Source organism: Bacillota bacterium LX-D (assembly GCA_031628995.1).
Classification (GTDB): Bacteria; Bacillota; DUOV01; order DUOV01; family Zhaonellaceae; genus JAVLUO01.
Genome location: JAVLUO010000005.1, coordinates 38,592 through 51,892 on the forward strand (window position 1 = coordinate 38,592; position 13,301 = coordinate 51,892).

The following is a 13,301-nucleotide window of genomic DNA, read 5'->3' on the forward strand; positions in this document are numbered from 1 at the left end:
TAGCCACCTTTTGCTAAACCTAAAATAGGTTTATAAAAAGGTGGCTTTATTAATGAATAAATCAATATTTAATAGATATAAGTGTATTTTTGTAATTTTTATTTTGCTTTTTGGAATATTACTTGAACAGCTTGTCAGGCTACAAATTTTAGATGGCAAAAAGCTAACTGTAATGGCAGATAAAATGCGCATGCAAATTGTAGTTGGAACTGAATATCCGAGAGGGGATATTCTAGACTATAAAAAAAGGTCCTTACTTGATAGCCAAAAGAAAAAAACACTAATTGTTTTTCCGGCAGTTGTTAAAAAAAATGATTCTCTTATACGAGAATTGAGCTCTATTTTACATATATCTTATGGAAATATAGTTAACCAAATAGGGTTAATGCAAAAAAATTATGGCAACAGACCTTTTGTATTAAAGTCTAATTTGAATATAGAGGAAGAGTTAAAAATAAATAATTTAAAAGCCAAGGGTATTTATATAGTTCCAATTGAAGGCAGATATGGTTCTCATAGTTTAGCGGTTCATTTAATAGGTCATGTTGGTCAAATTGATAACAATAGCTGGCAAAAATTAAAAAAACATTATGCTTCCGAAGATGAACTAAATAGCTATAAAAAGAATACGATCATTGGTGTTAAAGGTTTAGAAGCTATTTATGACAGGTATCTTAGAGAAACCGAACCTGATCATTATATAGCAGCCGCTGTAGATGCCAAGGGTAACGTACTAGACGGCTTAGGTTTTAGAAAGATTGCTAATGTTACGACCAATAAACAAAAAAATAATTTAGTACTGACTTTGGATAAGGATATACAAAGGATAGTTGAAGATGTTTTAGATCATCAGGTTAAAAAAGGTGCAGTAGTTATCTTACGGATTTCCACTGGTGAAGTAGTGGCCATGGCTAGCAGGCCATCTTTCAAACAAGATGCAGTTTTTCAATATATACAAAATGATAAAGTATCAGCTGAGTTTACCAATAGATCATTGGAACATTATTATCCTGGTTCAGTTTTTAAAATAGTAATAGCTGCAGCATCTTTGGAAGAAGGTTTGGTTAAACCAAATGATTTTTTTAATTGTGTAGAAAAATTTGTTTTTGCAAATGGGGAGACAATACCATGTTGGAAAAAAGGCGGCCACGGAAAAATAAGTTTTAGCGAGGCCTTTGCCCAATCATGCAATTCAACTTTTATTCAATTGGCTCTACGACTTGGCAGTGACAAAATACAAGATTATGCAAATCGCTTTGGTTTAACAGAAGATTATTTAATTGGCTATAAAAATGAACAATTTCAATCAATTAATATACCTAAAAACAATGATGTTGCCATTGGTAATGCATCTTTAGGGCAGCAAGGAATTATGCTCACACCTTTGCAAATAGCCGGGATTATAAGCACAATTGCTAATAATGGCGTTATGCATAAACCAAGAGTTGCAAATAGTATTGAGAACAATGATCATAAAATAATAAAACAATGGTTTACCCCTAAAGGTCAACGTGTGATTTCAAAAAAAACAGCGTTGCTTATGCAATCCTTGTTGAAAGATACAGCTTTAACAGGAACGGGTAAAAAGGCTTGGATTAGTGGTTGGGGTTCAGCGGGAAAAACTGGTTCGGCTCAAACAGGTAATTATGCCGCAAATGGCAAGGAAATATTAAACACATGGTTCGCAGGATATGCACCTTTAGAAAAGCCTGAATATGCCGTTACGGTTTTGGTTGAAAACGGTACTGCTGGAGGTGTTGATGCAGCACCAATATTTAAAAAAATAATGGAGCAGATTTTAGCTTTAAAATATGCTTCCCCAAAATAGAAAGGCACAAAATATGGAAAGTAAAAAAATTACAAAACAAGGTGAATTATTAATTATTGGAGCATTCCTATAACGCAAGAAAATGAGCTTTGCAAAAAAGAAAACCTCACGCTAAAATTTGAAAGGGCTGTTGGCCAACAGAATCCAATCAAAAATAGCGGAGGTTATCCAAATGAATTGTACTCAAAACGAAAAGTTAAATCAAGTGTCAGAGAAAAGTATTGTTATCGGCGTGGACATTGTCAGTGAGTTGCATTATGCCAGAGCATTTGACTGGCGCGGCGTTGAGTTGGGCAAGGTGGTTAGATTCGAGAACGATCAGGAAGGGCTCCGGAGCTTCATCAGTTGGATTGGAAGGCTAAGGGGCGTAAAGACAATCTGCGGGAGATTGCGGCACGGATTGGTGCCATGAGGACAGTTAGATACTGTATGATAATGTCTGATACGACAACCGATTACCTTCGTTCCATTGCAAATGGTACACGGAACGTCGTGAAAGAATAAGTGAGACAAGCTGAATGACTGGCTGTTTGGAGCATCCATCAGGATGAATTTAAAGGATGTGACAAGGAGTTCTTATCCATGTTTAAAGAGGTGGTGAGAGCTAAATCAGAGGTACAACTCCAAAAGTTCATAGTGGAAAATCGGCTGTGAATTAGCAAATTAAAATAGCTCCTCATTTTCATCATAAATTAGGGTAAAATGCAAAAATAAGTAACAAAAATTTCATTTTGTATTAGCCTACAGTAAAACAGATTTCACATTGTCACGCTTTTTTAGGATAAAAAATTAACCGGGAAATACCCGTTTTTAGTTTAAATACCTACTTCCTGAGCGGACTTAATAACCGCCTTTTCATCAATACCTTCCATTCTTTTCCGGCATCCATAAAGCAGGCAGTTAGTGGCTAAATTGTTGATTAGCCTTGGACAACCCCTGGAACGGGTGGCAATAGCTTCTACAGCTGCAGGAGAAAATATTTCAAATTTAGCACCTTAGGCTTTAATCCTTTAAAACCACATCTGCGATATGCCCTAACCCAAAATTCTATTGTCTTGGGGGCAAATTCTTTTAAGCCGTAGTGAGGCACATCGTGGGGGTGACTGGCGATTTGGGCGAGATTAAAGACTTGATGGAGGTTACCGAGTTGTCACGCTCTGTTTTTACCAAACCCCATATACGAAAACTTTTGGCCGACAATGGAATAGGTAATGCAGCAATGGAACTTTCAGTGTCAGTACTTCCGGTATCCCGAAGCAATCTCAGATAGCCAACCTGAAAGAGAAACTTGCCCAAAAGGATGAGTACATCGCGAAAATGACGGAAGAAAACCAAGCATTAAAAAGCGAATGTGAATTACTTCAATGGAGATTGTTTTTACTAATGCAAAGACAGTCAATGGAGCAAAAATTTGATTAAAATGACTAACACGATTAATATAATTTTGATGGAAATAAGATATTGATTATATGAAATATTTATGGGATAATCTTCTGAAACATACGATACACTTAGTAAACTGTATCGATACAATTGGAGGATTTTGATATGAATGAAAGATATGAATTGAACAAAAACCTTGCTCAGATGTTAAAAGGCGGAGTAATAATGGACGTAACCAATGCGAAGGAGGCTGAAATTGCACAGACGGCTGGAGCTGTAGCGGTAATGGCTCTGGAAAGAGTACCTTCAGATATTAGGAAGCAAGGCGGAGTTGCAAGGATGTCCGATCCGAAAATAATAAAAGAAATTAAAAATACAGTAACCATTCCTGTAATGGCAAAGGCAAGGATCGGACACTTTGTAGAAGCTCAAATCCTTGAAGCACTTGGTATTGATTATATCGATGAAAGTGAAGTTCTTACTCCGGCTGATGAGATGTTCCATATAGACAAGCAACTGTTTAAAATTCCCTTTGTTTGTGGGGCAAGAAACCTTGGGGAAGCACTTAGGAGGATAGGTGAAGGTGCAGCTATGATCAGGACAAAAGGGGAAGCCGGGACAGGTAATGTTGTGGAAGCTGTAAGACATATGAGGACAATAATGGCTGATATAAGAAGACTTAAGGGACTACCGAAAGAGGAGCTTATGATGGTAGCTAAGGAGATGGGAGCGCCATATGAACTTATTTTAAAGGTCGCAGAAGAAGGAAAGCTACCCGTGGTTAATTTTGCGGCCGGAGGCATAGCCACACCAGCCGATGCAGCCCTTATGATGCAGCTTGGAAGCGAAGGGGTGTTTGTAGGTTCTGGTATATTTAAATCATCGAATCCAGAAAAAACCGCTAAAGCAATTGTTAAGGCTACTACTTATTACAATAAGCCTGAAATTATTGCCGAGGTATCTGAAGACTTGGGGGAAGCAATGAAAGGAATAGAGATATCTCAAATTGCACCTGAAAATGTTCTTGCAACCCGGGGGTGGTAATAATGGTTCGCATAGGAGTGCTCGCTTTACAGGGATCTGTAGCAGAGCATATGAAAATGTTATCCAGGATTGAAGGTTTAACTCCATGCGAGATTAGAAGACCTGAAGAGATTGAGACTACCTCCGGAATTATATTACCGGGCGGTGAAAGCACTACAATTGGAAAGCTGCTAAAGGAGTTTAATCTTTCAAATATAATAATTGAAAAAGCAAGGAATGGAACGCCAGTTTGGGGAACGTGTGCAGGTATGATTCTCCTTGCGAAGGAAATTGTTGGAGAAAATTATGTACATCTTGGTCTCATGGATATTTCCGTAAGGAGAAACGCCTATGGAAGCCAATTAGACAGCTTCTTTACAAAGTGTAAAATTCCTGATGTATCAGACATTGAGATTCCACTTGTGTTTATAAGGGCACCATGGGTTGAATGGTTATCTAAAAATGTAAAAGTGCTTGCCCATATTAACGGAAAAGCGATCGCTGTACGACAGGATAATATACTAGCAACTTCCTTTCACCCTGAATTGACTGATGACTTATCTTTTCATAGATACTTTGCTAAAATGGTTTTAAGCAGAATGGAGAAAGACAGTAGATCTTAGAAACATTATAGCTCATGGATATGGTGAATTATAGATGAAACTCGTTTGGAACCTGTCGCAGAAAGAAGTTCCTCTGCTGCTAAAACAGTTAGAGAGCTTGGTTAAAGAAGGTTAAAAGTTTAGTCTACATAATTAACACGATTGAACATAATAGTTTAGTCGTGTTTTTTGTATGCTCTTAAATCTAAGAAAGGTAGGTAAAATCAGGGGTTGAGGTCAGGGAGATATTATCGTTGCTAGCTAATTTGTATATTGACAACCTTGGATTACAGCTGTAATATTTAATTATACTTACAAATGTAATCCAATAGAGGTGATTTTGTATGAAAACAATTCCTCAAATATCGGAAGCTGAGTTAGAAGTTATGAAAATACTATGGGAGATTGGTCATGCAACGAGTTCGCAGATCATAGACAGACTGACCAAAATGACGGAATGGAAGCCCAAAACTATTCAGACACTTATTACCCGTCTTGTGGTAAAAGGGGCGGTAAAAGCTGAAAAGACAGGAAGCAAAGCGTTTATGTATTTTCCTCTTATTAGTGAAGATGAGTTCAAGGCTTATGCTAGTAAATCATTTTTGCAAAAATTATTTAACGGCTCTTTAAATCTCATGATTGCAAGCTTTATTAAGGAGCAGAAGATGTCAAGGGAAGAAATTGAAAGTCTAAAAAAATTGCTGGATGAGGAGGTGTGATTATGACAGAGATTTTTAAAATCGTCTTTATGACCTCTCTCTATGCATCTTTTGTTGGGCTTATCATTATTTTTTTTAAATGGATATTAAAAGATAGAATAAGTTCAGAATGGCATTATATTATATGGGTTGTTCTTATCCTTAAGCTTATTGTTCCTTTTGGTCCTGAAAGTGCTGTCAGCTTATTTAATGCTGTCCCAATAGTAGCTCAAAATACAAATTTAACACAAGCTACTGAGCAGTTTCATAAATCAACGGCGGTTATGCAACAAGAAAACCCGCATGCTCTAACGGCCTGGAAAGTACAAGATACATCCCTATCTATTATAACAATTGTTGAAAGGTATATGCCGTATTTTTGGCTGTTTGGTGCAATTCTGTTATCGATATGGTTGTTATACATAAATTATTCATTGAACAGAAAGATAAAAAAAAGAGGAATTATTGCGTCTGAATCAATAAATCTGATTTTTGAAGAATGCAAAAATAGAATGGGAGTTAAAAGAAATATTCAAATTATCAGACAGGATGTCATAGACACCCCAGCACTTTTTGGTGTTTTTAAACCGAAAATCCTACTCTCACCTGCAATCTTAAACTTAAATGATAAAGATATTTCATATATATTGTTGCACGAACTTGCCCATTACAAAAGAAAAGATTTGCTTGCAAACTATCTATTGCTTGTGTTGCAGATAATACACTGGTTTAATCCGGTAATATGGTACTGTTTTAAAAGAATCCGTCAGGATATGGAAGTTGCTGCTGATCAGAGGGTTTTGGCTGTATTGGAAGGTGGCGAACAAAAGGAATATGGGAAGACGCTTTTGGTTGTGCTCGAAAGTTTTAGCTTACCAAGCCTTGCTCCAAGGCTTATCGGAATGATTGATGACAGAAAAAATATGGAGAGGAGGATAAGAATGATACGGATGGCTGAATTTTTTAAAAGCAAGAGAAGACTGTTTATGGTCACCGGAATACTTTTTGTTGTTATACTATGTGGAGTATTATTAACAAACCCTTTAACAAAACAAGTTTCTTTTGAGATAGGGAATTATACTCTAAAAGTTCCCTCTGACTGGAAAGTAAAGTCAGTAAAGCTGAACTGATATTTCACAAAAACAACATTACTATTGGTGGAGTACAAATAGTTGGTTATGAGCGCGATCAACCGCTTTTCTTGCCCAATCACTCAGAAACAAAGCGGCAAAAAGATATCAAAGGACTAGTCACAAAAGCGGTTTTGGTAAATCTTGATTTAACGCAGCCAGCGGCATCTGGGGATACCTCTATTAAAAACGAAAATCATTTGTATTTATTATTTGCAAATGAAAAAATTGCTTATGACATCTATGCAAACACTAAGTATGTTAATGAGTCGCAGCTTATTAAAATCGCCAAAAGTTTTAGACGCATGAATAATAAAGAAACCAAAGAATATAATGTAGATGTACTGTTGAGATTTAAGAATAAATATGGGGGAGACCATGTCAAGGTAATCAATCTTATTGACAACTTGCTATATGCTGATTTGCGCAGGGAAGTTTTACTCCAAACTAAGAATACACCCTATGGAATCACTGTAAAGTATGACTTTAGTGCAGCTGGTACTGATGTGGGCCAGGCTGAAATCACCTTACGAAATAACGCTGTCATAATGTTTGCGCTCATAGACAATGTCGATATTATTAATTTCAATTTAAAAACAGACAAGGAAGAAAAAAAATATCAGTACACAAGGGCACAGATCCAGCAAAGTTTTGATAAAGACCTAAGGGAGTACGCAAAGGATATAAGGAAATTTGAAACTCTGTTGAACAGTTTTAGCCACTCTCAATCCAGAAATCCGAAATCAATTGATGAAGCTGTGAGCATTACAATTAAAAATCGAGGGGAAAATAGTTACCTTGACGGAGAAGTAGCAACAGAGGGACATTTAATCCTTGATACTGAGGAAAAAAACGGAAACATAAAAGTATATACCATTTCAAGTTTTGGTTATTTTGGCTTTGAAAACGGAATTTTTACCAAGATTAGCGGTAGTGGTGCTATTCCTACGGTTATTACTTTTTCTTGCTGACTTGAAACGTTATGGACACGCCACGAGCCCTTCCGATTTTGAGGCGCAAGCGCGTTTTTTCTGGATGATGAATTTCATCGCCAAATACTGGGGTCACAACAGATCGGCCTTGCTTACTATCTTTGTGTCGCCGCGGAATCATTGGCAAAAAAGTGATTCGTCACTCCAGCTCCATGTTGACCAAACATTTGGTGGTTAATAGCCTGTATCTATACACACATTTTGGAAAGGCAGCCTGGCGGGGCTGCTTTTTCATTTTCCCAACCAGACCCAAATATGGTTTAACAAATACAGGGTGAATATAAGCTTTCGGGACCTGCCATTAAGATAAATATTTTCGGGACTTTATCAGCAGGCGAATAACCAATAAATAAATCAACGCATATGATGATAAAAACAGAGTTCTAGCGGGAGGTGTTATATTTTATGTCAGATGCTTTTGTGACACGGTCGCTTGATGAAATACGATTTTGGTCACGGATCATGAAAGAACATTCCCTCTTTCTTAAATTGGGTTTTAGATGCGAGGATACTCAGTTGATTAATGAAGCAAATCACTTTTATGCGGTTTTCGAAGCCATTGAAAACAGATCACACAGATTATCATTTGATACAGATCCCCAGATTATCAGAAGGTTTAATTCGGAAGTTCATAATGCGGTTTCCCATATCTGGGCTTTCAAAAGAAGGGTATTGGGCTTGATTCTACGTTGCCAACTTCCGGGGGCAAATAATTTTCCATTGTTAGTTGATCATGTTAGCAGAGAAGCAAATTACTTCAGAAAACGGTTAGAAGAATTAAATTCTGGAAGGCTTGAGCCATTACCTGATACTATCATTGAGGAGAATGTATTTTTCTTGCGTATCATGGCAGACCATGCTAAATTTATCAGCCATTTGCTTGATCCATCTGAACGTCAATTGATTGAACAAGCACGGCGTTTTAGCCACGATTTTGACCAACTGTTATTTCAAGCAAAAGACTTGAAATCCATGCGTCCCCAGTCTCAAACAACTCCTCTTCTGGATCAATTTTTGGATCAAAACAAGGTGTCGGTAAAATCATTACGCGACTTTAAGCAAACAGCACGCGACTTAATTAATTCCTGCCGGATAAAAAGTATTATTCACCCACTATTAGCGGATCATGTGCTTCGCGAAGCTGAAAGGTTCCTCTTTATCATTGATATGTTAGAACAGCATTTAACCAGCGGTAATGTCCCGATGCAATAACTAAGTAAGCGTCAAATAAACCCCACTCTTATCCAAGGTGGGGTTTATTTGACGTTTACTTATCGATAAACTCCCATCGCATGAATACGATTATGATGACCCTGGCCACCGTTACATCCATTTTTATACCAACAACATTTATTGCAGGGATTTATGGAATGAATTTTGAGTATATGCCGGAGTTTACATGGCGTTACGGCTATTTCATATTGTCGGGAATTATGGCTACCGCTGGTTTCGGCATATTCTTATGGTTTAAGCGCAGAGGCTGGTTTGACATTTATAAATAAAATTAAAAAATCCGTCATTGAAGTATTCAAGAAAACAATAGTATTCGGTGAGAAACCATGAAATAACACGATACAATAAGAATACTGTTTTAAAATATCTCTGATTGTTAATTTAGAAGTAAAAAATGATTTTTTACGAAAAAACCGTTGGTGCAACCATCTGGACTTCGGAGTATAATCATATCAATAATTGAATACATGGCCTAATTCCGAGTCATCGGAAGCGGAGGAACCAATCAATTGGGGTTAATCCTGATTTATCAGGAGGGATGAGGACGCACTTCTCTGCCATCCTACCCGTCAGCTAACTTCGTCGGCTAAAGCAGGGAAGGTCCAGAAGACCTACCGACATTTCTTTACAGAGGTCTTTTTCTTTTGCCTTTGTATTCGAGTATAGGTAGGTGAGAGTCTGGGTAGACAACATGCAGGGGTATTTCGAGATATACTTGGGCATGCGGTAGACCGGTGTAGACTTTTTTCTTTGGAACTTCAGTTCTTGAGAGAAAATAAATATCGGTCTTTTTTTTTTACCGCCGCTTCGAAAGCAGATTGTCAGCGCATACCTGAAGAATTGCATGAATGATAGGCACACCGGAAATGCTCCAGTGGAAAACGAAGAATAAGGGGTAAGTGATGATGCCACAATACAGCAAAAACAAGATGGAAGCAGATATAAGCGAGTCTTATATCAAATTACAAAGAGAGATCCTGGGACGCGGACCGCAGGAGACAAAGACGTACATTATCCGGGATATGGTAATCGTAAGGCTCAAAGGCGTCTTGACCCACGAAGAGGAACATCTTGTGAAGACGGAAAAGGGCAGACAGATCGTGAAAGCAATGCGCCGTATTCTGCGGCAGCAGTACAGTATGGAAACAGAAGGAATCATCTCGAAAATTACCGGCTGTCAGGTCATTTCCAGCCACAGTGATATCAGTACAAAAATGGGCGAACAAATAGAAACGTTCATCCTGGATTGTGACCTGGAGAAAAAATTTAAAGAATAACCCAATCAATAATCTTTTGCAGGAAGACTGAATATCGGGAACTCATTTTGATGAGGGCCAATTATTACGTAAGCCTGCGGGTTCTTATTGGATTCCGATGCCACTCTGGGTGAAGGCATGGGGAACATATGGGAATCTGCAGGCTTTTTGTATATACCGGCAATTCCATGACTCACGTTAGGAGGAAGATACCATGACTAAGAATCATCCACCCGTTTACATTTACGGTTCAACGCTTCAGGCAGAGAGCATGCGAGCGTCATTAAAACAACGAGAAGTGCCGATCTTGGAAATAGATGCAAATTCTGATGAATTTGCTCATTGTAAACAAGCGTTTTTATTCGTACAAAACTTATCTGAAGCGGAAGAGGCATTACGTCCTGTACGCGATAGACGCATGAAAAAAATTATGCTTGTTACGGATCGAGATTTGTATTCAGTCAGCAGGAGCTGGACGTCGATCTGGTAATCCTGACTTGCAAAGAGGCAAAGAAGTTTGACTGGTTGTTGATCGAAAAACCATAATGGAAGGGTAATAAAAACGATAAAATAGAGAGAAAGGGTGAGATTCAGAAAAATAAACCTTTTTTTCGAATGATTTGCTGTCAAAGACATGTGAAATTCGCCAATAACCGATCGTGCAAGAACAGGTTGACAGGAGTAATATGGGTTTGACAACAGAATACGGCCTAATCTTGGTGCACCAAGAACGGAGGAACCAATCAACTGGGGTTAATTCTACTTTGGGAGAAGGGATGAGAGTCTCTCTTGCCATCCTACCCGTCAGCTAACTTCGTCGGCTAAAGCGAGGGAGGTCGTAAGACCGCCTAAAACGGGGTGACTGTACATCCCGGTTTTGAAGAGGTCTTTTTTCATTTTCTCAAAACTGAAAATCACTGTGTCTTGAAAACAAGCAGGCAGGAGACCGAGCGCAAGGAGAGCCTATGGCTGGCTGGGCGCTAGGTAGACTGATGCTTGCTTATTCTCCGGCAGTTGAATCGTGGCATTCGGTCAGGTCGTAAAGTGACGATCCCAACCGGGTGCTTCGCTTGGGAATTAATTCAGCCGGGAGATAAGCGGGCATCAGTCTATTTATTGCTTTGGAATAATTGATTCAAGTCATGGAAAACTATGGGGGGTGATTCTATCGAAACTGCCGCACATTCGCAAGATCTGTAAATTTTTACGATAAACAAATCAGGAATGGGGGATCAAAATGGACTTTGTTTCACTTGGACTGGTAGCCGTATCTTTCCTGATGTTTTACGGCTTTGTGGTTTTCTGTGACAGAGTAGTTGGTGGGCAGGAGGGTGAAAGACGATGATCTTGTTGTTGATATTAACGGGAGCCCTCGCATTGTACCTGATTCATGCCCTGATTTATCCAGAAAAATACTGATGGAATGGATTGAGGATGCTCGATTCGTGAATTGGAGGGAAACGTTGTGGATTTCATTCAAATCGCATTGGTGCTGGCACTCTTAATCTTGCTGGCCATACCAATGGGGCGTTATATCGCAAATGCTTTTTCGCTGGAAAAGACTAGACTAGACCGCGTATTTGGCGGAGTCGAAAAAGGAATTTTTAAATTATCGGGAATTCATGAAACAGACATGAATTGGAAGCAATACGCAAAAGCGATGCTGCTCAGCAACTTGATCATGTTCGGGATTGGCTACTTGATCTTACGATTGCAAGGAATACTCCCGGCTAATCCAAGCGGCATTGCCGCAATGGAACCGCTGCTGTCTTTCAATACGGTATCCAGCTTTTTGACAAACACAAACTTGCAGCATTACAGCGGTGAGTCAGGACTTTCTTACCTTTCCCAAATGGTGGTCATCATATATCTTATGTTTACGACTCCTGCTACCGGGATCGCTGTTGCGATAGCTTTCATGCGAGGTCTTAGCGGGAAGAAGATAGGTAACTTTTACGTAGACCTAGTTCGTGCGCATACACGAATATTGATTCCGCTTGCACTTCTTGTAGGTCTTCTTCTGGTTGGGCAAGGAGTTCCGCAAACGTTGGAGCCAATTGCAACTGCGACGACGCTGGAAGGAGCCGAACAACAAATCGCTCGCGGACCGGTTGCCGCTTTAGAGTCAATTAAGCACTTGGGGACAAACGGTGGTGGATTCTTTGGAGTTAACTCCGCACATCCGTTTGAAAACCCAACTCCTGTCAGCAACGTAATCGAAATATTGTCGATGTTTTTGATTCCGGCAGCGCTGCCGTTCACATTCGGGTATATGGTGCGAAACCGCAAGCAGGGATGGATCCTCTTTGCAACTATGGGAGTAATGTTCCTTGGTTTCTTGACCATTTGTTATTTCAATGAACTAAATGGAAACCCTGCCCTTGCAAAAGTTGGCCTTTCACAGGACTTTGGCAGTATGGAAGGTAAAGAAGTGCGTTTTGGGATAGCTCAAAGTGCGCTATTTACAACGGTTACTACTGCGGCAACGACAGGTTCTGTAAATAACATGCATGATACATTAACACCTCTTGGCGGTCTGGTGCCGCTTGGCGAAATGATGCTCAACTGCGTATTTGGCGGGGATGGTGTTGGTTTTATAAATATCTTAATGTACTCGATTCTCGCTGTTTTCCTAGCAGGATTAATGGTCGGACGCACTCCTGAATTCCTTGGGCGGAAGATTGAGAGCAAGGAAATGAAGTTAATTGCCATCATCATTTTGATTCATCCGCTAATAATCTTGGCTCCGTCTGCAATTGCTTTGGCGACGGAAATGGGAACTGTTGCGATCTCGAACCCAGGTTTCCATGGTATTTCACAAGTTGTATATGAATTTATTTCATCAGCAGCCAATAACGGGTCCGGGTTTGAAGGTCTGATAGACAACACACCGTTCTGGAACATTTCAACGGGCTTGGTCATGTTGTTCGGTCGATACTTTTCCATGATCGCCATGCTGGCGGTAACCGGTTCCTTGCAGGCAAAAACGCCGGTTCCGGCCACTCTGGGTACTTTTAAAGCGGACAACAGTTTGTTTCTTGTGATTTTGTTGGCCACAGTCCTCATCGTGGGAGCCCTCACGTTCTTCCCGGTGATTGCGCTTGGGCCTGTAGCGGAATGGTTAACCATCCGTTAACTTAGCACGGAAAGAAGGAG

The 13,301-nt window shown here is 39.4% G+C and carries 11 protein-coding genes, 1 pseudogene and 2 riboswitches; all 12 genes and pseudogenes read left to right on the forward strand.

Going from position 1 to position 13,301, the window contains the following annotated elements:
- Window positions 1-52: 52 nt before the first annotated feature.
- The 12 genes and pseudogenes from RDV78_05935 to kdpA all read left to right on the forward strand — a co-directional run bounded on the left by RDV78_05935 (window position 53) and on the right by kdpA (window position 13,281).
- The gene (locus RDV78_05935; protein MDS1030034.1) at window positions 53-1,828 is read left to right on the forward strand and encodes a penicillin-binding transpeptidase domain-containing protein; all 1,776 of its coding nucleotides are present in this window, start codon (window positions 53-55) and stop codon (window positions 1,826-1,828) included.
- 172 nt (window positions 1,829-2,000) lie between these two features.
- The gene (locus tag RDV78_05940; GenBank protein ID MDS1030035.1) at window positions 2,001-2,240 is read left to right on the forward strand and encodes a hypothetical protein; all 240 of its coding nucleotides are present in this window, start codon (window positions 2,001-2,003) and stop codon (window positions 2,238-2,240) included.
- A 1,136-nt stretch (window positions 2,241-3,376) separates the two neighbouring features.
- Complete coding sequence (gene pdxS, locus RDV78_05945) at window positions 3,377-4,255, forward strand: pyridoxal 5'-phosphate synthase lyase subunit PdxS (protein ID MDS1030036.1); 879 nt, start codon at window positions 3,377-3,379, stop codon at window positions 4,253-4,255.
- A gap of 2 nt (window positions 4,256-4,257) precedes the next feature.
- Complete coding sequence (gene pdxT / locus RDV78_05950; GenBank protein MDS1030037.1) at window positions 4,258-4,857, forward strand: pyridoxal 5'-phosphate synthase glutaminase subunit PdxT; 600 nt, start codon at window positions 4,258-4,260, stop codon at window positions 4,855-4,857.
- Between the two features lie 323 nt (window positions 4,858-5,180).
- Window positions 5,181-5,555: a BlaI/MecI/CopY family transcriptional regulator gene (locus RDV78_05955; GenBank protein MDS1030038.1), complete on the forward strand. Its 375-nt coding sequence runs from the start codon at window positions 5,181-5,183 to the stop codon at window positions 5,553-5,555.
- A 2-nt stretch (window positions 5,556-5,557) separates the two neighbouring features.
- Window positions 5,558-6,664, forward strand: coding sequence for a M56 family metallopeptidase (locus RDV78_05960; GenBank protein ID MDS1030039.1), 1,107 nt, complete (start codon window positions 5,558-5,560; stop codon window positions 6,662-6,664).
- Between the two features lie 71 nt (window positions 6,665-6,735).
- Window positions 6,736-7,635, forward strand: coding sequence for a DUF4825 domain-containing protein (locus RDV78_05965; protein MDS1030040.1), 900 nt, complete (start codon window positions 6,736-6,738; stop codon window positions 7,633-7,635).
- A 426-nt stretch (window positions 7,636-8,061) separates the two neighbouring features.
- Window positions 8,062-8,868, forward strand: coding sequence for a DUF2935 domain-containing protein (locus RDV78_05970; protein MDS1030041.1), 807 nt, complete (start codon window positions 8,062-8,064; stop codon window positions 8,866-8,868).
- Between the two features lie 44 nt (window positions 8,869-8,912).
- Window positions 8,913-9,158: pseudogene (locus RDV78_05975) on the forward strand (CorA family divalent cation transporter).
- A gap of 190 nt (window positions 9,159-9,348) precedes the next feature.
- Window positions 9,349-9,491: riboswitch (cyclic di-AMP (ydaO/yuaA leader) on the forward strand.
- 303 nt (window positions 9,492-9,794) lie between these two features.
- Window positions 9,795-10,166 (forward strand): DUF2294 domain-containing protein, encoded by a 372-nt coding sequence (locus RDV78_05980; GenBank protein ID MDS1030042.1) that lies wholly within the window; start codon window positions 9,795-9,797, stop codon window positions 10,164-10,166.
- A 193-nt stretch (window positions 10,167-10,359) separates the two neighbouring features.
- Window positions 10,360-10,635: a hypothetical protein gene (locus RDV78_05985; GenBank protein MDS1030043.1), complete on the forward strand. Its 276-nt coding sequence runs from the start codon at window positions 10,360-10,362 to the stop codon at window positions 10,633-10,635.
- A gap of 207 nt (window positions 10,636-10,842) precedes the next feature.
- Window positions 10,843-10,983, forward strand: a riboswitch (cyclic di-AMP (ydaO/yuaA leader).
- Window positions 10,984-11,610: 627 nt separating this feature from the next.
- Window positions 11,611-13,281 carry a potassium-transporting ATPase subunit KdpA gene (gene kdpA, locus RDV78_05990; GenBank protein MDS1030044.1) on the forward strand — a complete coding sequence of 557 codons (1,671 nt, stop codon included), beginning with the start codon at window positions 11,611-11,613 and terminating at the stop codon, window positions 13,279-13,281.
- The last annotated feature ends 20 nt before the right edge of the window (window positions 13,282-13,301 follow it).

Excerpts from the sequence above, each read along its gene's own strand:
- RDV78_05935 (MDS1030034.1), top strand. The coding sequence starts at position 53 with ATGAATAAATCAATATTTAATAGATATAAGTGTATTTTTGTAATTTTT.
- RDV78_05940 (MDS1030035.1), top strand. The coding sequence starts at position 2,001 with ATGAATTGTACTCAAAACGAAAAGTTAAATCAAGTGTCAGAGAAAAGT.
- pdxS (MDS1030036.1), top strand. The coding sequence starts at position 3,377 with ATGAATGAAAGATATGAATTGAACAAAAACCTTGCTCAGATGTTAAAA.
- pdxT (MDS1030037.1), top strand. The coding sequence starts at position 4,258 with ATGGTTCGCATAGGAGTGCTCGCTTTACAGGGATCTGTAGCAGAGCAT.
- RDV78_05955 (MDS1030038.1), top strand. The coding sequence starts at position 5,181 with ATGAAAACAATTCCTCAAATATCGGAAGCTGAGTTAGAAGTTATGAAA.
- RDV78_05960 (MDS1030039.1), top strand. The coding sequence starts at position 5,558 with ATGACAGAGATTTTTAAAATCGTCTTTATGACCTCTCTCTATGCATCT.
- RDV78_05970 (MDS1030041.1), top strand. The coding sequence starts at position 8,062 with ATGTCAGATGCTTTTGTGACACGGTCGCTTGATGAAATACGATTTTGG.
- RDV78_05980 (MDS1030042.1), top strand. The coding sequence starts at position 9,795 with ATGCCACAATACAGCAAAAACAAGATGGAAGCAGATATAAGCGAGTCT.
- RDV78_05985 (MDS1030043.1), top strand. The coding sequence starts at position 10,360 with ATGACTAAGAATCATCCACCCGTTTACATTTACGGTTCAACGCTTCAG.